Here is a 21,725-nt window from a genome sequence, read left to right as displayed (position 1 = left end):
ACAATCATTCATAAAATTATCGCCGTGCTCAATACTTATAATACTGCCCGTAAAAAGAACAGCTTAACAAAGTTTGAGACGTTGATATTCGGATTAATGATCGTGTTCACTATAGGGGCTATCATACTCTTCTTCATTGATAAAGGATATTTTGAGATGATATACAATCGCTATGGCGGTTTTATAGGATACTTCACAGTATTGTTGTTACTTGTAATTTTTATAGCGTCGGCAGTATATATAGTAAGGCTTTCGCGCTATCGCAGCATCCAGTTTTGCGTGGTTTTAATTTTAACCGGGATAACAAGCCTGTTTTTTATCGCCGAAAAAATGAGCAGTTTGCCTGATCTTTTTCATCTATCAACCCATTCGCTTTTTAAAGCCAACACCGCAATATTGGGGTCAAATGCAAATGGAATAATTAAAATTAATGAGACCGGCAAAATCGTGCTCTATTGGATTTTGATAGCCGCAAGTGCTTTTTACTTTTTGATATTGCCGTTTATATATCGGAGTAATTTTAGGGCTAAACGATTTATTGATAGAATCGGAATTCCTATCCCGCACCGCAACCACGTTATCGCAATAATTATATTAACTATTTTGATAATGCTATTTTCGGCAGTAAACGAGTCGGAGGTTTTATGGCTTAATCTTTCTGCTATATTTCTGCTGATCCTGCTTTGCCCGGAAAATATCGGTGTTTTCAGGCGATAGTCATATTTTTTTGCAATACTTTAAATTGTTTTTTTAGGCTCCGTTTAATCCGATCATTTACTGCAACTTTGTAATAAACCTTTCAGTTACAACCTTATAAAATATGGCTACAGTTTCATTGGGCAGCCCGGCCGGCAAATGGATCATGGTTTCGGCGATATTGGCTTCGGCCATGGCATTTATTGATGGTACAGCACTTAATGTGGTGCTGCCGGCATTACAGCAAAGCCTTGATGCCAAGGGAGCCGATCTCTTTTGGATCCTGAACGCCTACCTGTTGATGCTTGCCTCGCTTATTTTAATAGGCGGCTCGCTCGGCGATAAACTGGGACGAAAGAAGGTATTCATGATCGGGATCTTTATTTTTATAACCGGATCGGCCCTTTGCGGGCTTTCACCGGGTGTTTTTTATCTCATTGTTTTTCGGATCATACAGGGTATTGGAGGTGCACTAATGATTCCGGGGAGCCTTTCGCTTATTTCATCATCCATCGATGTAAAAGAAAGGGGCAAGGCTATCGGAACATGGTCGGCCATTACCACGGTAGTTACAATGGGCGGCCCGGTATTGGGTGGCGCCTTAGCCGACGCCGGTTTATGGCGGTACATATTCTTTATTAATATACCCATAGGGATGGTAGCTTTACTCATCCTGTGGCGCAAGGTTGCCGAAAGCAAGGATGATAGTACCGACCAAACCATTGATTTTCCCGGGGCTATTTCTATTGCATCAGGGCTTGCTTTGCTAACATTTGGTTTTCTGCGGATGCCGGCGGTAGGTTTTAATAGCTGGCAGGTTTACGGATCATTAGCTCTGGGCTTATTATTGCTCATTGTTTTTATTTGCATAGAAGGTACAAGCAAACATCCCATGATGCCGCTAAGCCTGTTTAGCAATAAAACCTTTAGCGGGATAAACCTGCTTACATTTTTTCTGTATGCGGGTTTGGGTGGCGGTATGCTGTTCATGTCACTAAACATGGTGCAGGTGCAGGGGTATAGCCAACTGCAATCTGGGTTAACATTTTTACCTTTTACTGTGCTCATGATCTCCATTGCGCGTTATGCAGGAGCTATTGCCGATAAAAAAGGTCCGCGTTTATTGCTCATCATCGGCCCGGCTTTGGCGGGAGCAGGGCTATTAATGTTGTCGTTCATCAAACAAACTACAGGCCCTTCCGATTATTGGACAAGCTTTTTCCCCGGTGTGCTTGTTTTTGGATTCGGCATGTCATTAACGGTAGCGCCGCTTACGGCAACGGTAATGGGGTCGGTAAGTGATCATTTTTCGGGCACGGCATCGGGCATTAACAATGCCATGACCCGGATTGCCAATGTTTTTGCCAATGCCATTTTTGGCGCCCTGGCGGTTTTGTTTTTTTCGGGAGCGATGCGGGGGGAGTTGAAAAAGTTATCCCTTAATGAAAAAGATAAAAAGGCGGTTATGGAACAATCGGCCAACTTAGGTAATGCTAAAGTGCCCGCCGGTATCGACGGATCCAACAAAAAGGCAGTCGAGATTGCCTATCACAACGGATTTATTTCGGCCTATGGCAATATTATGCGGATCTGCGCCGGCCTTGGTTTCCTGGGTGCGCTGATGTCGGTTATTTTTATCAGGAATAGTGCTGTTAAGAAGGAGTGATTGTTTTTGAAAAGACGTATATAGAGTGCCTGTGCGTAGATGCTAAAAAAATCAGATCGGGGTTGCAACCATTTGTTTATCACTATCGTCTACCTTACAAATCTATCTAAAGCTTATTGTTATGTTCAAATCGACATTCTCCCGAAATTTTGTAAAACTCGTTGCCTTATATTTTTTATGCTTTGTTGCCGTTAGCGTATCCGCCCAGGATAAAACCAAAACGATAGGTAACAAACCCAAAAGCGGCTCATCCAATAATACCTTATGCTGTTAAAGGTGCGCAGGTTGGTATTGAAATGAATGCTGGTAAAAAGCAGGTACAATTACTTACGCTGAACTTTCATACTCAAAACCGATCAAGCGATAGCATTCCTTTTAAAGTAAATGTTTACCAAATGGCCGGGAAGTTTCCAAATGAAGCTAATTTGGTTAAAGACGAAATAAAAGGCTATATTAAAAAATACGACAATGTGGAAAATCATCAATTAACCACTGTAGACTTATCGCCATACAATGTTAAAGTGGCCGGTGATATTGTGGTTTCTATTGAATTTTTGACAACCAAAACCAACTCCAACGTTGGATTTGCCTGCGGCTTATTTAACGGCGGCACCTTCCATAAGGATGGTGAAACCCAACCTTGGAAGAAGATTCCGATTGTTGGTGTTGATTTTAATGTACTGGTGAAAAAGTTGAAGTAGATGCCCCTCTAAATCTGCCCTAAAGGAGAGACTTTTAACAACTGCGCTCATTGCAAACGAGCGCAGTAAAATACGTTAAATACTCTTCTTTAAACCCTGCGAGATTTACTCGAACAATTCCTGCTCATCAGTATAATATGTTTTCCGCGATGCTTCGTTAATTATGATCGCGGCGCCTGTTGGGCTGTGTTTTTTCTTTGAATTGTGAATATCCATGAAATCACGAACTTCACCGTTAATGATGTCGGGGTTTGATTTAAGGATATTTTGTTCTGCATCTTCCAATACCGATTTTATTGCCTTAACCAGGTCTTTCAGTTTGGCCTCCGGTATTTTACTGCTTATGGAGAACGGAGATATGCGGGCGTGCCATAAAATCTCATCGGCGTACGCATTGCCGACGCCTCTCATAATCTTTTGATCAAGCAGTACAGTTTTAATATTGGTTTTTGTTTTTGCCAGGCGCTTTCTCAAATACTCGGCATCGGCATCAAGCGCGTCGGGTACGTCCTTTTTTTCGGGGTTGAGGGTAGGCGTCGCTATCCCCTGGAAATCGGTCAGTACTAATCCGCTGCGATCATCAAAGTGCAGCTCGATGATGCTGTACTTGTTGTCGTTCTTGGTATCGAACAAAAACAGTTTACCGTGCAGCATCAGGTGCAGACCAAGTACATCGCCTTTGCTAAATTTAATGTGCAGTTCCTTCCCTTCGCGATATACTTTTTCGAGCTTTTGTCCGCATAATACCTCGTTTAATTCGTGTACGCTAACATTTAGTTTTTTAGCGTTAGGTACTTCTATTTTTTTAACGGTTTTACCTGCAAGTATTTTTTGCAGGTTATGGCTAAAAGCCTGCAGATCGGGTAGTTCGGGCATAATATGTTGTTTTTATAAGTAACTTGTTGTTGTAATTAATGTTTGTTATCCGAGACCATTAAACTTTTTAAAACGTTGTATGGCGCTTTCAATAGACTGGTTTTGAGCCTTATTGAGTTTGTTAAATGGTTTGAGCTCAATATCAATATTCTTTTTGCCCATATTCCGGCTCCAGTTGCCAACCACCTGGTTATTGACCAATATGGTTGGGAAAAAAGTAATAGCCCCCATTTTATCCCGAAACCTGGCCGGTATCATGGCATCGCGATTTTTATACGCTATAATTAACTCATCGTAAACAGGCAGAAGGTAAGCCCCTGTTTTTTTTGCTGTACTGAAATCGGCATCAGTACTTATCCAATAGCTTACCCCTTCAATGATGATATTACTTAGCTGGTCTTTATTTATTTCGATCCCGGTTTTGGCATCGGCAACTGTAAGGCCGCTCCAATGTACAAAATCATTTATTGTAGCGGGGCCATGGCTTGTAAAATACCGCAAAACCAGTCTGGTTACCGCTTCGTCACGAGATATGGCTGGTGTCACAGGTGCCCGTTCGTCGAGCAGAGCATAGGTGAACTGTTTGCCCTGCCTTGCCCCGCTGCAAATTAATTGCTCCAGTTCGGCTTTCATCAGTAATATGGTAAGCCTGAGATCGTCGGTAGCTATGTTTGCCTGATTTAGCGCAGCGGCAATTTCTGTACGGGTTAGCTGTTTGCCGCCCTGCAGGGCTTTTGTAAATACATCAAAGCTTTTATTAAAAATTGCATCGGTAACCTCCTGTTTTTTATACATGGCGGCATTGCCCGCGTTGATCCTTGGAGCGGTAAGGCCAAGCATCCAGCGGATATCCTGAGGTAAAACAAAATGCCAGGTTGGTCTTAGTACATGGGTTCGTAAGACAGCGCCGTTGGTCATGGCTTTTTCCACGGCCTTGTCCGATGGAAATGACATACGTAACCCAATTGCCCATTTGGCATGCGCATATTCTTGCGCCTGCATGGCGCACATATAGCCAACCACCTCTTCGGGCTTTTTGAATTTATCGTGGTTAAGGTGTTGGTTATAAACCCGGAGATTAGCTATATCACGTGTGGTCATGTCAATCTGCTTTGATATTATTCAAAATAAATATATTTTAAGGACAACTGTTTGTCAGCAGGAAAAATGATTTAATTTGAGAGGCTTATTTTGATGAACGGATGAACAGGATAGATCCTAATTATTTTGCAGGCGGGATGATTGTCGGTATTGCTGTTGGCTTAGCCTTGCACAGCGTTGGTGTAGGTATAGCAATTGGTGTTGCCGTTGGCTTGTCTGTGGGCTTAAGGAAGAAGAAAGGGTAGGAAAGGCTCTTCAAATTACAGCGTTACGAAGTTTGAAAAACTTCGTAACGCTTATCGGGTAGTTAAAAATCGTGATATAAATTTCTGAATGAGCTTCTTATTCCGAAGGTGATCATGGTGTTTTTTGAATCTTTCTGATCGTTTTTTTCCTGGCGGTACAATGCGCCAAGTTCCAGGCGTAAATTATACTTTGGGTTAAGTATGTAAGCAACAGTTCCTTCACCATAATAAAGCTGTGTGCTTATACCCTGGCCTATGGTAGTTGTAGTATTTGCCGAAGGTATAAAAGGCTTGATAATTATTTTGCCGTTATTTTCAGTCTTTGTGGCATCAAGTCCATATTTGGCATAATTAAGTTGCCCCTGGAAATCAAACCGGCCAACCGAATAATTCAAAATGCCCAAAAGTTCCCTGAAGTTTGCTCCGTAAGGGTGGGCCAGAGGATCGCCATAAAATGAATAACTGCTTATTGACTGCTGGTTGCTGTAAGTGTATGGCTTAACAGTGTTATATTCAAATAGATAGTTTAACCTTTTAACTTTAAAAATATCTGCGCCACGGATACCCAATTGCCAGCCGTTGGTGTTATCGGTACTGTTGCCCGAAAAGAAATCGCTGCCTTTGAACCTGTCGAACATGATCTGTCCGTACAGGGCAGCTTTATCAAAAATCTTGTATTTGGCATTAAAACCTAAGAATACGTTGTCTTTTTGATAACCGCTCGGGCCCAGGGAACTTGCAAATAGAATGGGGTTTACAAAATTGGCGTCAAAGCCTGCCCGGTTGCCCTGGTTATCAGCTTCAGGCGTAATCAAAGCGTTAAACATGCCAAACGAGGCACGTTTGTTTATATTCCAGTCGATGTAATGGAATAAAGCCCATTTGCGACGATTGCTTCCAAAATTATCAAATTTTGGTACGTTAAAATAAAGATCTTCAATATAAGCCCAGGCTATCATATAGCGGACGGGGCCAAGATCGGCAGTAAGTCTGAGAAGCGGCATATTGGCGGCAAAGTCGGACAGGAGCACTGACCGGTAACCATCACCAATAAACATTTTGTCCTCTCCTAAGGTAATATTTAACTTTTTAGTAAGCGAATAAGAAAGAATAGCTGTTACATACGACCAATCCTGTGAGTTTCGTGCTTGACCTGTGTATTTCCTGGCATAGGCCTGGCCAGGTATGAAGCCGCCGGCAGTAATATAATCATTGTAATAGGAAGCAAATTTCGCAGAGTTTTCAAAACCACTGGTATAGAACGAAAACTTGGTGCCCACAGTACCGCCTATCTGATACCCGCGGGTATTTAGATTTGTTGAATGACTGGCGTTAAAATCCCTGCCTATTTGCAGATCGGTAATATAATCGGCATAAAAAGTATATTCTTTTGCTTTTACGTCAAAAAGGTGTTCATTAAATAATTTACGCCCGCCCCAGGTTTTGCGGTCTTTAACACCAACATTCATTACCGAATCATAGGTATGCAAAATAGTGCTGTCAATTAAAAAAGGACGCAATGAAGTATGGACCGAGTTTTTTACAGAATAAATATCCGAATTGAATTTTTGATACAACTGGTATGAATTAGGTAAATAAACTGATTGAGCTTTTGCTAATTGCGATGTAAATAAGGCAATTACAGCTATTATAAATGTTTTTCGAAAGCTTAGGAAGTAGAGTTTTTGCATTACAACAAAATAAGTATTAATTGTTCTAAGTTAAAAATTTCATTGGTAAATAAGGATATATACATACATGCCCCGCAGGTTGTTTCTGATATATTAAAATTATGCAAATTGATTTGGACATTGATACCTGGTTAACCGGTCATAATCATTGAATTAATTATTCAATAAAGCAGGTTTATAGTTATTAAATAAGTAGATTGAAATATGCCTGTTCGTGGAGAACGGTAAATAAAATTTCTTTAATCCCAGTACTTCAAAAAGTTAATTAATGTTAAATTTTGTCACGTGCAGGTGTTTTTTTTAAATAAGTTATAAAAATCATGATATTTGCCGCGCTATTAAATCAATTGATATTATTAAATGCAGTACAAAAAAATCAATAACCTGTTAGGCTGGCTTTGTTTTGTTATAGCCTCAATAACCTATATTTTAACATTAGAGCCGTCTGTAAGCTTTTGGGATTGCGGCGAATTTATTTCATGTGCCTACCGTTTACAGGTAGCCCACCAACCTGGTTACCCGGTTTTTGCCATGATAGGCAAGGTTTTGTCGTTATTGTCATTTGGCGATAACACTAAAGTACCTTTCTTTACTAATATGGGGTCGGCATTGGCCAGTGGTGCAACTATTATGTTTTTATTTTGGACAATTACTGCTTTTGCCAAAAAACTGATGGTTGAAAAACGAGATGAGGCTATTGACGGTTATAAATTATATGTAATTATGGGGGCCGGCCTTGTTGGTGCCCTGGCCTTCACATATACCGATACGTTTTGGTTTTCGGCTGTCGAAACCATTGTATTTGCCCTGTCATCACTATGTACTGCTATTGTGTTTTGGGCGATCCTTAAGTGGGACGAACATGCCGATGAGCCAGGTGCTGATAAATGGATTGTTTTTATAGCTTATGTTATCGGTTTATCCATAGGGATCCACCTGTTAAACCTGTTGACTATACCGGCCATCGCAATGGTTTACTATTTCCGCCGAACCAAAAATATTACCGTTGGTAATAGCATCCTGACTTTTTTGGCAGGGGTAGTGATTCTTGGCCTGGTACAATATGGCATCAGGGGATATACCATTAAGTTTGCGGCTTATTTCGATCTTTTCTTTGTCAACTCCTTAGGGATGGGCTTTGGTACCGGAGCATTCTTTTTCATCCTGCTGATAGTTGTTGCACTGGTATTGGGGATCCTGTACAGCATCCGCAAAAAGAAACCTGTATTAAACCTGGCTTTACTTTGCGTTGCATTTATATACTTTGGATATGGCTCATTCGCTTATATCCCTATTCGTGCAACTGCTAATACTAATTTAAATAACTCACATCCTGATAACGCTTTTACGCTTTACGGTTACCTTAACCGTATCCAGTACGGTGAAGTACCTTTGCTAACCGGCCCCATGTATGATTCGCAGGTTACGGATCAAAAACAGGGTAGTATCATTTATCGTAAAGGTAAAACCAAATATGAAAATGCAGGTCGTAAAACTGATTATGTGTATGACCATACTACAGCCCTACCGCGTATGTACAGTACCGATCCTAACGACGTGCAGTTTTACAAGCAATGGCTGAGGATTCCCGAAGGGCAGGCCCCAACTATGGGCGATAACCTGAAATGGATGTTTAGCTGGCAAATGTACCAAATGTACTGGCGTTACTTTTTCTGGAACTTTGTTGGCCGTTATAACGATGCTGACGGACAAACCAGCACCGAAGGTATTGACGGCAACTGGACAACCGGTTTGTTTGACGGTGGCAAACATTTACCAAAATCAGTAACTGCGGCTACTACTTATACTCCGCTATACGCCCTGCCATTAATAATTGGTTTAATAGGTTTGTTTTTCCACGTTAACCGCCGCAGTAAAGATGCGTTGATTGTTGGCTTGCTGTTTTTCTTCACCGGTTTGGCCATTGTGTTGTATGTAAACCAGGCATCAGTGCAGCCGCGCGAGCGTGATTACTCATACGTAGGCTCGTTTTATGCCTTTGCCATATGGATAGGTCTTGGCGTAATTGCCATCGCCGAATTTGGCCGCAAATATATCGACGCTAAAATGGCTGCCATCGGTTCAACCGTGATTGGTTTATTGGTTTGCCCGGTGCTGTTGGCTGCCAAAGAATGGAAAGATCATGACCGCTCAACCAAAATGACGCCGCATGACATGGCATATAATTATCTCATCTCATGCCCGCCGAATGCTATTTTATTTACTTATGGCGATAACGATACCTACTCATTGTGGTACGATCAGGAAGTTGAAGGCATCCGCCCGGATGTGCGGATTGTAAACCTCAGTTTGTTTACCGGCGATTGGTACATTCGTCAGATGCAGAAAAAGATGAACAGTTCTGAGCCGCTTCCTATCACTATGCCTTTTGATAAATATAAAGAAGGGGTGAGGGACGTTATTTATTTTAACGATCAGAAACTACCTGGATATCAGGATATTAAAGAAGTGTTTGATTTTATTACTTCTGATGATAAGGCTACGCAGGTACAATATCAAAGCGGCGACTATGGCAACTACCTGCCGACCAAAAATCTGAAAGTTACGGTTAACCCTGATGAGGTAATTGCAAACGGTGTAATAAAAGCCGATCAGAAAGATAAGCTTGCAACCGCCATGGAGTGGAAATATACATCAAACTATGTAACCAAAGAGAATTTGGCCATGTTTGATATTTTGGCGCATAACCACTGGAAGCGCCCTATCTGCTTCACTACTACCATTGGTAACGAAAACCTGATAGGTTTGCAACCTTACCTGTACAAAGAAGGTTTTACCTATCACTTGATTCCATTTAAGCCGGATACAGCTTTACATGATCAGTTGAGCAAAACCAATACTGATGTAATGTATGATAACGTGATGAACAAGTTTAAATTCGGCAAGTTCAAAACAGCCAAATATCTTGATCATGAGTCGACCTCGATGTTTTACCCGGTAATGGTAACTACATTCCTTGACCTGGCTCAAAACCTTGTTCAGGAAGGTAAAAACGATAAAGCATTAAAAGTTGTTCAGAAATATGATGCTGAGCTGCCTGATATTTACCCGTATGTAGATGTTGCCGGTCGCAAATTGTATTTAACCCAATTGGCTTATCAGCTTCATGACGTGGTGTTGGGTAACAAATTGGCAGGCAATATCGACAATTACCTTACCGATCAGTTGGATTATAATGCCTACCTGCTAAGCCAGGATGTTAATAGCATTAACGGGCGCGATGTACAAATAGGCATGCAAGTGTTGAACGGGCTGGTGCAGTTTACCAAAGACAACCATCAAACCGCTCTTGCTACCAAATTTGAAAACCAGTTAAAGGGTTACGAATCAAAATTCCGTGCTGTATTAGGCGGAGGTCAATAGTAACTCTTGATGATATTTATTGACAAAGCCATCCCGGTTTCGGGGTGGCTTTGTTGGTGGTTTATAACTGCAGTTAATGGATTTGCTCGTATCTACGGTTGAATTTTCTATAATCTTTTTGATTGAATTTAAACGAATCTGGCCCGATCATAGCATACATATAATACAATTATCGGTAGTATGATAATTAGGGTACCAACTGCTTTGTTTCACAATGTAAGCCGTGGCTCAATTGTCATGGTCTTTAGCCTTTAATCGACAAAAAAAATCGACATCTCACGAAATATCGCCACGTAATTGTTGTTGATTGAATTCAAGCTGTTGAAAATCAATGATATGTTTGTGTGGTATAAGGTTTGCAAATGCAAGGGCAACCATTTTCTTGCCTTTTGCATAAACAATGTCCGATAAATTGATGTTTCTCCCCGGTGCATGGCTGCAAATAGGAATTTTTAAAATAAATTTGATTTACTTTTAACAACAAAAACTACGATGAAATTTCAACCGCTGTTAGAACAGGTAAAACAGTACGCTATATCCTATTTTGACGTACATCATGATCCCGATTTAATTTATCATAACCTGAGGCATACTAAAGATGTTGTTGCAGCGGCCACCCAGATAGCTAACCACTATCAGTTAAGTGATGAAGATTTTTTTGTAGTGATCTCCGCTTCCTGGTTTCACGATACGGGGTACTTCACCGATAAAAAAGATCACGAATCAAAAAGTGTTGCGCTGGCTACACATTTTCTTAAACAGCATAAAGTTGAGCAAGCTGTTATCGATAAGGTATCCGGCTGTATTTTGGCAACCAAAATGCCGCAAAGCCCTGCCGATTTATTGCAACAGATCATCTGCGATGCAGATTTGTTTCATTTAGGTACAGATGATTTTCGCGATAAAAACAAGTTGTTGCGCAAAGAGATGGAAGCCATCAAAAAGCATGATATTGATAAGGATGAATGGCGCAACTACAACATCGAATTTTTGCAGGGACACGAATACTATACTGATTATTGCCGACTGCTGCTTAACGATCAAAAACATAAAAACCTGCAAAAACTGATAGAAAAGCAGGCTGATGTGGAAGTGAAGGAAACACCGGAAATTCTTATAGCTGATGCAGGTGGGGACGCTGTCATCACGCACGAAAAAGAGAAGGATAAAGACAAAGACCATGATGATGATCACGGTGGTAAAAAACATAAGAATGACAGGCCCGACCGCGGTATCGAAACAATGTTCAGGATCAGCTCCAGCAACCATCAGCGTTTAAGCGATATGGCCGATAATAAAGCCCATATTATGATCACGGTTAACTCCATCATCCTTTCGGCAATTATCAGTTTGGTGCTGCGTAAGCTTGATGAGCATTCAAATTTGTTGATCCCAACTTTCATGCTCCTGTCGGTTAGTTTGGCTACTATGATCTTCTCCATACTTTCAACCCGTCCGTCAATTCCGCCGGGTTTGTTTACACCCGAGGATATCAATAAAAAAACAGTTAACCTGTTGTTTTTCGGTAACTTCTACCGTATGTCATACCAGGATTACAGCGACGGTATGGAGAAAATGATGGAAGACCGCGAGTTTCTGTACGGCAGCTTAATCCGCGATAACTATTCGCAGGGTGTTGTACTTGGCAAAAAATACAGGTTGCTCAGGGCATCGTACAATATATTCATGTTTGGCCTTATCGTATCGGTAGTAGCATTCATCATATCTTCATTACTGTAGGCGGTCGGGGTACTGCCAAAAACAAAATCTACGCCTATGGAATACTCATTTTTCGACAGGGACCTGAGCTGGTTACTTTTCAATGAACGCATATTGATGGAGGCCGAAAGTGAAGAGCTCCCTGTAATGGAAAGGGTAAATTTTCTTGCTATATTCTCATCCAACCTCGACGAATTTTATCGCGTGCGGATGCCGGTGGTAATGGCACTGCACAAGCTTAACCTGCTTAATAAAACCGATGAAAGCGTGGATGTGCTATCTAAAGCCCGGCAACTGGTAGAAGCTCAGCAAAACCGCTTTGGGAAGGTTTTTACAGGCAGGCTTATTCCGCTGCTGAAGGAAAACAATGTAAACCTTTTGTTCAATGAACCTATCCCGGCTACGATAGCCGATAGGGTGAACGACTACTTTTATAGCCAGGTACTTGCTTTTTTGCAGCCTGTTGATTTGGTTGGCGGCAAAAAACAATTCTTCCCCGAAAATAACCACTTGTATTTCCTGGTAAACCTTGGGTTAGATAAAGGAAAAGAGCGATCGGTGATACTCAATATTCCATCCAACCAGCTACCCCGGTTTTTTAGTGTTAATGTAGATGGTAAACAATATATCATTTTTCTCGATGATATTATACGCTACAATCTCAACAAGATCTTCAAAACTGAAGAAATAAAGGGTTGTTACAGCTTCAAAATAACCCGCGACGCTGAGCTTGAGCTTAAAGATGATTATGATGGAGATGTTCAGGAGCAGATTGAGAAACAACTGCAAAAACGCGATCTGGGTTTGGCGACGCGCTTTTTGCATCAGCCGGGTATCCCGCTGCGCATATTGCATTTAATTGAAGATAAGCTGGGCGTACAGGGATCAAGCATTGTTGAAGGTGGCTTTTATCATAACCTTAAAGATTTAATGAGTTTGCCGGTAGGTATTCCATCATTAAAATATACCAAATGGCCGCCATTGGTAAACCGGCAGATCAGCGCGGACGAATCCATATTTGATTATATAGATAAAGGCGATTGTATTTTTCATGCGCCTTATCAATCCTATAACTCCATTCTTCGCTTTTTTAACGAGGCAGCTATCGACGAAAACGTTGAGGAAATCTCCGTAACGCTTTACCGCGTAGCCAGCGATTCGCGGATTGTAAACGCGCTGATCAGTGCTGCCCAAAGCGGTAAAAAAGTGAGGGTACTGGTTGAGCTAAAAGCCCGTTTTGATGAAGCCAACAATATCAAATGGGCTAAAAAGCTAAAAGCAGCCGGTGCCAATATCATTTACAGTGATAAGGCCATAAAAGTACACGCCAAAGTTGGCCTGGTAAAGCGCCTTGTTGATGGCCGTGTTAAATATGCCGGACTTTTGGCAACAGGTAATTTTAATGAAAGTACGGCCGCCTTTTATACCGATCATATCATGATGACGGCCAATCCGCAATTACTGCGCGAAATGGACCTGCTGTTCATCTACCTTGCTAAAAAAGCAAAATCGGCCGAGGGATATGATATTGATTTTAAATACCTGCTGGTGGCTCAATTTAATTTGCAATCAAAGTTTATTGAGCTTATTGACAGGGAAATTGAGCAGGCCCGTAAAGGGAAGCCGGCAGGGATCACCATAAAGCTCAATAACCTGGAAGAGCGGGTATTGATTGGCAAACTCTACGAGGCATCGCAGGCGGGGGTGAAGATCAGGATGATTGTACGTAGTATTTGCTGCCTGATCCCCGGAGTACCAGGCATGAGCGAAAATATTACCATAAGGCGTATTGTTGACCGATACCTGGAACATGGGCGTATTTTTATATTCCACAATGGTGGTAACCAGGAGGTATTTATGGGTTCGGCCGATTGGATGAACCGGAACATTTATCGCCGTATTGAAGTGTGTTTTCCGGTTTATGATGAACGTATCAGGAACGAGGTAATAGCCATGCTTGATATTCAACTGGCCGATAATGTGCAGGCCGTAAATTTAAATGAACAATTGCAAAACATAAGGGTTGATAAAACTGAACCGCAGGTACAATCGCAGCGCGCCATTTATGAACTTTTACAGCAAAAAAAATATGACAGGGTTTAAAAAACAAGATGCTAAACGTGCAATGACCCTTTATGTAGCCGGCATGCTTGCCGTGGCCGTAGTTTTTTTGATCATCTCTTGTAAAAATAAAGAAAAGGCAATCCCTGCCAGTCCGACGGGATACGACCTTAATAATCCTGTTAAATATAAAATGCCCGAAGATCTCACCGAAATCTCAGGTTTTGCCTTTCACAATAGTAAAAATGATTCGGTTTATGCCGAGCAGGACGAAGAAGGCTTTTTGTTTAACCTGAAACTGGGTGATAAAAAAGCTAACTATACCAAGTTTGGCAAAAGCGGTGACTATGAGGATGTGGCCATTTGCCGTGAACAGGTGATCATGTTAAAAAGCGATGGTACGTTATTTACTTTTCCGTTTAGCCAGGTTAGGACTAAAGAAGCAACCAACGTACAAAAAACTAAAGGCCAGCTACCCCAGGGGGAGTTTGAAGCTATGTGTGCCGATGAAAAGACCGGCCTGGTTTATGTGCTTTGCAAACATTGCGCCGACGAAAAAACATCCAAAAGCAGCAACGGCTATATTTTGAAAATCCAGGCAGACGGGACCCTGAAACAAACCGGCAGTTTTGTAATAGATGTTAAGGAAATTGAGCGGTTGGCTGATAAAAAGCGTGTACCGTTCCGCCCTTCGGCAATAGCAAAAAATACATTTACCAATGAGTGGTATATCCTTTCGTCGGTAAATAAAATGCTGGTAGTTGCCGATGTTAACTGGAAAGTGAAAAACGTTTACCCTTTAAGTGTTACCATATTCGGACAGCCCGAAGGTATGGCATTTGACAACCAGCGTAACCTGTACATCTCCAACGAGGGCGACCAGTTAAGCGCGGGGAATATTTTGAAATTCAGCTATAAGAAATAGTGCTATTGAAGCACAGATAACCCAATACTATATACATCCCAACCGGACCTCATGATTAAAAAACTACCCTTATTATTTGTTTTACTATTGGGCATACTCAATGTACAGGCCCAGGATTCGGTACAGTACAGGATGATACTTATTGGAGACGCCGGCGAAATAGATATGCAGCAAAGCGCCGTTTTAAAACATGCAGCTGCCAATGTGCTTAAAAATAAAACCTCGGTATTTTATCTTGGAGATAATATCTATCCACGGGGGATGGGGTTGCCGGGTAGCCCCGAAGAGGCCGAAACTCAAAAGATCCTGCAATCACAATATCAGCCAATGCGTGCCGCGGGAGCGCCGGTTTATTTTATCCCCGGTAATCACGACTGGGATAAGATGGGACCGCTTGGTTTGGCCAAAATAAAACGCCAATGGGAGTACCTGAATCAGCAGGGCGATAAACTGCTTAAAATGGTACCTGAAAATGGCTGCCCCGATCCTGTTGAGATTAATCTTACCAATGATCTTACAGTAATAGCCTTTGACAGCGAATGGTGGTTATATCCATTCAATAAAAGTAACCCCGGCGGCGAGTGCGATTGTAAAAACAAAGATGACATTGCCGATAAGATCATGCTGATTTTTGAACGGAATAAAGACAAGGTTATCATCCTGGCATCGCATCATCCATTCCAGAGTTATGGTACACATGGTGGATATTTTTCACTTAAAGATCATATTTTCCCGCTTACAGTGGCTAATAAAGACCTTTGGGTGCCCTTGCCTGTTATAGGTTCGCTTTACCCGTTTTTGCGCTCTACATTTTCAAACCCCGAAGATTTGGGGCATCCCTTGTATAAAGACATGATCAGAAAGGTGGATGCTGTTTTTGGCAGTTTTCCAAACCTTATCCATGTGGCGGGTCATGAGCATGGGCTGCAATTCATCAAAAGCAGACAGTTGCAGGTGGTTAGCGGCGCAGGTGCCAAGCAAACCTATGCAATTAAGGGCAAATACTCACTTTTTGCTGATGCAACGCAGGGCTATGTAACTGCTGATCTGTTAATAGATAAACGGATGCGCTTTACCTATTACATCGACAGTGATAAAGGCATTAAGCAGGTATTTACGTATACGCAGCCTTATATATCTGTAAAAAATGTTCCTGATACTTTGCATACGCCTATCAAAGCAGATAGCATCATGGTTAGGGTTCATCCTAAATATGATAGCGTAAGTAATTTTCATCGTCGCTGGTTTGGCGAAAACTATCGTAAGGAGTGGGCTGCCGAAACAAAACTGCCTGTGATCAGGCTGTCGCAAATTCATGGCGGTTTAAAGGCAGAAAGTATTGGCGGTGGGTTCCAGACGCACTCGCTTCGTTTAATTGATAAGGATGGCAAAGAATGGGTGCTCCGCAGCGTGGAGAAACAGCCCGAAAAGATCCTGCCCGATGAATTCCAGGAAACCTTTGCCAAAGATTGGGTTAATGATGCCATGAGTGCCCAACATCCGTTTTCGGCGTTGGTAGTACCGCCGCTGGCTGATGCCGCCTGTGTGCCGCATGCCAACCCGATAATCGGTGTGGTTTCGCCAGATCCTGTTTTAGGGCAATATGCTAATATTTTTGCCAATAAAGTTTGTTTACTTGAAGAACGCGAACCAGGTGGCAAATCCGATAATACCGTGAAGATGATCGGTAAAATGCTGGAGGATAATGATAATACAGTAGATGGCGACGAATTTTTACGTGCCCGCCTGCTCGATTTGCTTATTGGCGACTGGGACAGGCACGGCGACCAGTGGCGCTGGCGCGATGAGGATAAAGGGAAAGGCAAGTTTTATACCGCCGTTCCCCGCGACCGCGATCAGGTATTTTACACCAACCAGGGTGTATTGCCAACCATAGCAGCGCAGCCATGGATTGCGCCGAACCTGCAGGGCTTTAGCGGCGAGATCTACAGCGTAAAATACTCTCTATGGAAAACCATGTTCATGCAACGATGGCCATCGGTACAATACAGCCATGAACAGTGGACAAAAATTGTAAATGATTTCGTTGCAGCCGAAACTGACGACGTATTGGAAGCCGGTTTAAGGCGTCTGCCCGAATCATCGTACAAATTAAGACATGATGTATTGCTGAAGCAACTGAAGGAGCGTCGGGCCAATATCCCGGCCGAAATGGAGTATTACTACAAATTCATCAATAAAATAGTTGATATCCATACTTCAAATAAAAATGAGCTGGTAACGGTGAAAGATGAGCCTAATGGCAGCCTCAACGTGATCATCAATAAGATCAATAAAGATGGTGAGATTAAGGATACGCTTATGAACCAGAATTATCATCCTGATATTACCAAAGAGCTCCGCATTTATGTAAGCGGCGGGGATGATAAGGTAGTACTTGATAATGCCACATCACCAATAAAACTGAGGTTTATCGATAGCACAGGCACCAAAACTTACAATATTGTAAAATCGCTTAACACGGTACAGCTTTATGACCGGGGCAAAAAGCTGAGTATAACTAGCGACGAATCAAGGGTTAACAAACACATAAGCAAGGATAGCGCTAATATGTCATACTTAAGAGTTAATCTGATGAATGTGATAGCGCCGCTGGCTAATATCTCTTACAACCCGGATGAGGGCGTATTACTTGGAGCAGGTTTTAAATATACTCACCAGGAGGGTTTTCAAAAACTGCCTTACAACGATGTGCAAACAGTATTTGCCAGTCACTCGTTCACAACAAAGGCTTTTAAGATTAAATATAACGGCGAGTGGATCCACGCTTTTGGAAAAGCCGACTTTTTGATGGATGCCCAGCTCGACTTTCCGGATAACATCAATTTTTTTGGCAGGGGCAACGAAACGCTGTTTGTTAAAGTTGGCGATTATCGCAAATATTATCGTACCCGCTTTGATAATTTTACCTTTAGCCCAGCCTTTAGGTGGCGTAATGAATCGGGAACTTCTGTAACGGTAGGTCCTGCTTTTCAGTACTATAAATTAGATGTTGATGACAATATCGGCCGATTTATTACATATCCGTTACTCACAAATGCGCCCGACAGTTATACCTTTGACAAAACAAAAATACATGCCGGTATAGTTGTTAACTTTACCAGTGATAAACGCAATGACAAGATACTTCCGGCCTGGGGAAGTTTTGTAAATATTAAACTTCAGGAGTTTAATGGCTTAAATAATAACTCCACAAGTTTTGCCCAGCTTATACCCCAGGTTGCTTTGTACAAAAGCCTGAATGCCAAAAGCACTATTGTTTTGGCCGATAGGGTGGGCGGCGGCATTACCATCGGAAAAACCGCTTTTTATCAGTCGTTGTTTTTAGGCGGGCAGGATAACTTATTAGGCTACAGGCTTTATAGGTTTGCCGGCCAGCATAGTTTTTATAATAACCTGGAGTTGAGGATAAAATTGACTGATTTTGCCAGTTATATAGTTCCCGGACAAATAGGTGTTATAGGATTTTATGATATAGGCCGTGTTTGGGAAAACGGGCAAGGCTCAGATAAATGGCACAACGGCACCGGTGCAGGTTTTTATGTTGCACCTGCACGATTGGCAGTTATTAAAATAATTGCCGGTTACTCTGAAGAAGGATGGTACCCTTATCTTTCAACAAGTTTCAGATTTTAAAGAAGGGTAAAATTGTAATTAAAAAATGCACACAGAAGTACTCAATATAAGTAAAAACGAATGCACCATTTGTCAGGTTGAAACATGCCTTACATTTAACCCGTTCGTGGCGCATTTAAAAGAACGGATTGCTACCGAAAAAACGCTCAAAAGCGAGTTCTATCGCTATGTTTTGGAACGTTTTGAGCATGATATATGTATTGACCTGGATATGCGGCCCACGGATGCCGAAAAATACCGGGAAATGCTGGAGCTTATTTACTCCATACTGACACCGCCAATAGCTAACGAAAAGGAATTTCACTGGGCGCTAAGCACACCTGTACCTGATAAGATCTTTTTCAGTACTGAGGCTTTTTATGATTTCCATTCAAGTCATCATTCTAATTTATATGCGTTGAATGTATCCAAGAATGAAATGTTCAGTGACAGGCAAAAGCGGTTCATTTATAACCTGATCCTTGAACGGATGTATGGCTTTTCGTCGGCAATTAAGAATGAATTGCTGTTTTCATACGAAGATCCTGAAACCGGTCTTTCAAGGTATTTTAATATCCAGACTGATGCCCGCTTCGTGGAAATTGAATTGAATGGCGAACTGCCTGAACTTAGCTTTGATACTATTGAACCCTATTTACATTCGCATACCAGCCTTGAGTTAATTGAAAAGGTAATACCGCTTAATATTTTTAAATTCAAGGGGTTCACAATAATTACGTTAACAGATGTAACGTTAACGCATGCACTTGAAAATATTCGTACTGAGCTTGTTAACCATTCGGCAAATGAGGATGAGCAATATGCACACATCATCAGCTCGCTAAAATCCCTTGCCGAAAGCCCGGGCATTGAGTTTGGGTTGATGCCTTTTTTAACCATCAATAATGAGCCTATTTTTGATAACGACGAATGCTCCAGAAGTATCCTGCTTAAGGCCGCTAAAGATTTTAACCTTGCGGAAGAAACGTTTGACGCCATCATTGATGATTACAACCAGAACCCGAGGCCTATCTTTTTCAATTCCATTACCGACGAAAAGATAGGTAAATTCCCCTTTTTGCAGGTTTTGAAACAAGCCGGCATTAAATCTTACGGAATTTTCCCGGTGTACTACAATAAAAAGAATGTGGGCATTATGGAAGTGTTTTCGTATAAAGAGATAGTTTTTTACGAAAAACTGCTCTCGAAATTACAGGCTACTATCCCGCTGATTGCCCAATTGCTGCAAAACAGCATCGATCAGTTCGAGGCCCGCATTTCAAGTGTTATCAAAAATAAATTTACCTCGTTGCAACCGTCGGTTCAATGGAAGTTTAATGAAGTGGCCTGGAATTATCTTAAGGAAAAAAGAAAGAGGAAAAAGAGCCCCGAAATTGAAACAGTATCATTCAGCCATGTTTACCCTTTATTTGGTGCGGTTGATATCCGTAACTCCACGGTTGAGCGTAACAGCGCCCTGCAGGAGGATTTGAAAAATCTGCTCACCATACTTATTGAAACGCTCCAGGTTTTAAATGAAAATATTCATTTAAGCCTTACCGGCAAGCTGGTATCTAAATGCGAAGAGTGGCTCGAACGCATCAGCGGTTATATTACTACCAATGATGAATTGATGCTGGATACTTTCCTTCATAACGAGATTAATCCTTTCCTGGAGCATTTCAGAAATAATTACCCTGCCGAAAGGGAAACTATTGACAGGTATTTTAATGCCATGAATGAGGAAACCGGCGCTTCGTTTGAAAACAGGCGTAACCTGGAAACCTCCATGCAGCTTATCAATACTTCTATCAACCAATACCTGGAGCAGGCTCAGACAGAAGTGCAGGAATCATTTCCCTGTTATTTTGAAAAATTCCGTACCGATGGGGTGGAATATGATATTTACATAGGGCAATCAATAGCGCCGCAACGCGTTTTCGATATGCTGTACCTTAAAAATATCCGTTTGTGGCAGTTACGATCAATGGCCGAGATAGCCCGGATGACAAACGACCTTGGCGATCAGCTTTCACGTCCTTTGCAAACCACGCACTTAATATTTATTCACTCAAACGCTATAGATATCAGTTTCAGAAACGATGAAAGGCGTTTTGACGTTGAGGGGGCCTATAATATCCGTTACGAGGTGGTAAAAAAGCGGATTGATAAAGTTTTAATAGCAGGAACTTTTGAACGCCTTACCCAGCCCGGCAAAATAGCCATGGTATATTTTAACCCAACAGAAGCTGCTGAATATGACGAGTACATCAGGTACCTGCAAGTACAGGGTTACTTGCTGGATGACCTGGAATATCTTGAACTGGAAGAGTTACAGGGCGTTACAGGCTTAAAAGCGTTAAGGGTTGGAGTTAATTATCAATTGCCGTTATTAAATAGCTAAAAGCCTAAGGCTGAAAGCTTAAAGCGGCAAGAAATCAAATAAAGCAAAAAAAGCTTTCAGCCTTAGGCTTTCGGCTTTGAGCTTGATAAGATCGCTTTCCTCATTAATAAATCGGTTTGCTTATCGCTTCCCAGGGCAAATTCATGGCTGCTGAATACTTCAAAGCCATGTTTTTCATAAAAGGCAATTGCTTTTTGGTTGTGTTCCCAAACACCAAGCCAAACGTATTGCAAGTTTTTACCGGCGGCTTCTTTTAAGGCGAAATCAATAAATTGGTGGCCTATTTTTTTGCCGTGATGTTCGGCCAAAACATAGATCCGTTCTATTTCGACAGCATTAGGGTCCTGAAATTCTGTTTGGGCCGGACCGTAATTTAGCTTGAGATAGCCGGTTATCTCGCCGTTAGATATTGCAAAATAAAAGTATGAGTTTGGGTTGCTGAGTTCTGCTTGTATTTTTTGCGGCGTAAAAGCTACAGATGCATAAGCCTCCATATCTTCTGGTTTATTTAAATGAGCAAAGAAATCAAAAAACGTTTTTTTGCTTAACTCCAATAATACGTCGGCATCAGCCAAAGTTAATTTTTTAATTGTTACAGTTTCGGAAATAGCCATCAGGCA

The 21,725-nt window shown here is 41.7% G+C and carries 14 protein-coding genes; 10 read left to right on the top strand and 4 right to left on the bottom strand.

Annotated elements, in window-relative coordinates; all coding sequences use genetic code 11:
• The first annotated feature begins 24 nt into the window (after window positions 1–24).
• From ACEN82_RS13970 to ACEN82_RS13960, 3 genes are all read left to right on the top strand, one after another.
• On the top strand, window positions 25–717 hold the full coding sequence (locus tag ACEN82_RS13970; protein ID WP_413320037.1) for a hypothetical protein: 693 nt from the start codon (window positions 25–27) through the stop codon (window positions 715–717).
• 103 nt (window positions 718–820) lie between these two features.
• Window positions 821–2,362, top strand: a complete 1,542-nt coding sequence (locus ACEN82_RS13965; protein ID WP_413320035.1) for an MFS transporter — start codon at window positions 821–823, stop codon at window positions 2,360–2,362.
• Window positions 2,363–2,658: 296 nt separating this feature from the next.
• Window positions 2,659–3,063: a hypothetical protein gene (locus ACEN82_RS13960; protein ID WP_413320033.1), complete on the top strand. Its 405-nt coding sequence runs from the start codon at window positions 2,659–2,661 to the stop codon at window positions 3,061–3,063.
• Window positions 3,064–3,168: 105 nt separating this feature from the next.
• Here ACEN82_RS13960 and ACEN82_RS13955 read toward each other — a convergent pair whose 3' ends face one another.
• Together ACEN82_RS13955 and ACEN82_RS13950 are read right to left on the bottom strand one after the other, a co-directional pair.
• Entirely contained in the window at window positions 3,169–3,939 is a 771-nt protein-coding gene (locus ACEN82_RS13955) for a DNA-formamidopyrimidine glycosylase family protein (RefSeq protein WP_413320031.1), read from the bottom strand.
• A gap of 45 nt (window positions 3,940–3,984) precedes the next feature.
• Entirely contained in the window at window positions 3,985–5,040 is a 1,056-nt protein-coding gene (locus ACEN82_RS13950) for a winged helix DNA-binding domain-containing protein (RefSeq protein ID WP_413320029.1), read from the bottom strand.
• 101 nt (window positions 5,041–5,141) lie between these two features.
• Between ACEN82_RS13950 and ACEN82_RS13945 the strand changes: the two genes are divergently transcribed.
• Window positions 5,142–5,285, top strand: coding sequence for a hypothetical protein (locus ACEN82_RS13945; protein WP_413320027.1), 144 nt, complete (start codon window positions 5,142–5,144; stop codon window positions 5,283–5,285).
• A gap of 62 nt (window positions 5,286–5,347) precedes the next feature.
• Here ACEN82_RS13945 and ACEN82_RS13940 read toward each other — a convergent pair whose 3' ends face one another.
• Window positions 5,348–6,976 carry a gliding motility protein RemB gene (locus tag ACEN82_RS13940; protein WP_413320025.1) on the bottom strand — a complete coding sequence of 543 codons (1,629 nt, stop codon included), beginning with the start codon at window positions 6,974–6,976 and terminating at the stop codon, window positions 5,348–5,350.
• A gap of 360 nt (window positions 6,977–7,336) precedes the next feature.
• Here ACEN82_RS13940 and ACEN82_RS13935 point away from each other — a divergent pair, with 360 nt between their 5' ends.
• The 6 genes from ACEN82_RS13935 (at window position 7,337) to ACEN82_RS13910 (ending at window position 21,105) form a co-directional block, all read left to right on the top strand.
• On the top strand, window positions 7,337–10,360 hold the full coding sequence (locus ACEN82_RS13935) for a glycosyltransferase family 117 protein (RefSeq protein ID WP_413320023.1): 3,024 nt from the start codon (window positions 7,337–7,339) through the stop codon (window positions 10,358–10,360).
• A 492-nt stretch (window positions 10,361–10,852) separates the two neighbouring features.
• Entirely contained in the window at window positions 10,853–12,100 is a 1,248-nt protein-coding gene (locus tag ACEN82_RS13930) for a Pycsar system effector family protein (RefSeq protein ID WP_188831743.1), read from the top strand.
• 36 nt (window positions 12,101–12,136) lie between these two features.
• Window positions 12,137–14,182, top strand: coding sequence for a polyphosphate kinase 1 (gene ppk1 / locus ACEN82_RS13925; protein WP_413320021.1), 2,046 nt, complete (start codon window positions 12,137–12,139; stop codon window positions 14,180–14,182).
• Window positions 14,169–15,065 carry an SdiA-regulated domain-containing protein gene (locus ACEN82_RS13920; RefSeq protein WP_413320019.1) on the top strand — a complete coding sequence of 299 codons (897 nt, stop codon included), beginning with the start codon at window positions 14,169–14,171 and terminating at the stop codon, window positions 15,063–15,065. The genes ppk1 and ACEN82_RS13920 overlap by 14 nt, the downstream gene beginning before the upstream one ends.
• Window positions 15,066–15,116: 51 nt before the next feature.
• Window positions 15,117–18,722: a BamA/TamA family outer membrane protein gene (locus ACEN82_RS13915; protein ID WP_413320017.1), complete on the top strand. Its 3,606-nt coding sequence runs from the start codon at window positions 15,117–15,119 to the stop codon at window positions 18,720–18,722.
• 25 nt (window positions 18,723–18,747) lie between these two features.
• Window positions 18,748–21,105, top strand: coding sequence for a GAF domain-containing protein (locus tag ACEN82_RS13910; RefSeq protein ID WP_413320015.1), 2,358 nt, complete (start codon window positions 18,748–18,750; stop codon window positions 21,103–21,105).
• A 62-nt stretch (window positions 21,106–21,167) separates the two neighbouring features.
• Here the strand turns inward: ACEN82_RS13910 and ACEN82_RS13905 are convergent, their stop codons facing one another.
• The gene (locus ACEN82_RS13905) at window positions 21,168–21,719 is read right to left on the bottom strand and encodes a GNAT family N-acetyltransferase (protein ID WP_413320013.1); all 552 of its coding nucleotides are present in this window, start codon (window positions 21,717–21,719) and stop codon (window positions 21,168–21,170) included.
• Window positions 21,720–21,725 lie beyond the last annotated feature (6 nt).

It is taken from the genome of Mucilaginibacter sp. Mucisp73 (assembly GCF_059491465.1).
Note: the sequence above shows the minus strand (reverse complement) of the source record. Positions and strands in the feature narration are given on the sequence as shown.

What these genes read in the sequence shown, in the direction of transcription:
- ACEN82_RS13930 (WP_188831743.1), top strand. Translation starts at nt 10,853, where the DNA reads ATGAAATTTCAACCGCTGTTAGAACAGGTAAAACAGTACGCTATATCC.
- ppk1 (WP_413320021.1), top strand. Translation starts at nt 12,137, where the DNA reads ATGGAATACTCATTTTTCGACAGGGACCTGAGCTGGTTACTTTTCAAT.
- ACEN82_RS13960 (WP_413320033.1), top strand. Translation starts at nt 2,659, where the DNA reads ATGAATGCTGGTAAAAAGCAGGTACAATTACTTACGCTGAACTTTCAT.
- ACEN82_RS13950 (WP_413320029.1), bottom strand. Translation starts at nt 5,040, where the DNA reads ATGACCACACGTGATATAGCTAATCTCCGGGTTTATAACCAACACCTT.
- ACEN82_RS13955 (WP_413320031.1), bottom strand. Translation starts at nt 3,939, where the DNA reads ATGCCCGAACTACCCGATCTGCAGGCTTTTAGCCATAACCTGCAAAAA.
- ACEN82_RS13915 (WP_413320017.1), top strand. Translation starts at nt 15,117, where the DNA reads ATGATTAAAAAACTACCCTTATTATTTGTTTTACTATTGGGCATACTC.
- ACEN82_RS13965 (WP_413320035.1), top strand. Translation starts at nt 821, where the DNA reads ATGGCTACAGTTTCATTGGGCAGCCCGGCCGGCAAATGGATCATGGTT.
- ACEN82_RS13910 (WP_413320015.1), top strand. Translation starts at nt 18,748, where the DNA reads ATGCACACAGAAGTACTCAATATAAGTAAAAACGAATGCACCATTTGT.
- ACEN82_RS13920 (WP_413320019.1), top strand. Translation starts at nt 14,169, where the DNA reads ATGACAGGGTTTAAAAAACAAGATGCTAAACGTGCAATGACCCTTTAT.
- ACEN82_RS13905 (WP_413320013.1), bottom strand. Translation starts at nt 21,719, where the DNA reads ATGGCTATTTCCGAAACTGTAACAATTAAAAAATTAACTTTGGCTGAT.
- ACEN82_RS13935 (WP_413320023.1), top strand. Translation starts at nt 7,337, where the DNA reads ATGCAGTACAAAAAAATCAATAACCTGTTAGGCTGGCTTTGTTTTGTT.
- ACEN82_RS13945 (WP_413320027.1), top strand. Translation starts at nt 5,142, where the DNA reads ATGAACAGGATAGATCCTAATTATTTTGCAGGCGGGATGATTGTCGGT.
- ACEN82_RS13940 (WP_413320025.1), bottom strand. Translation starts at nt 6,976, where the DNA reads ATGCAAAAACTCTACTTCCTAAGCTTTCGAAAAACATTTATAATAGCT.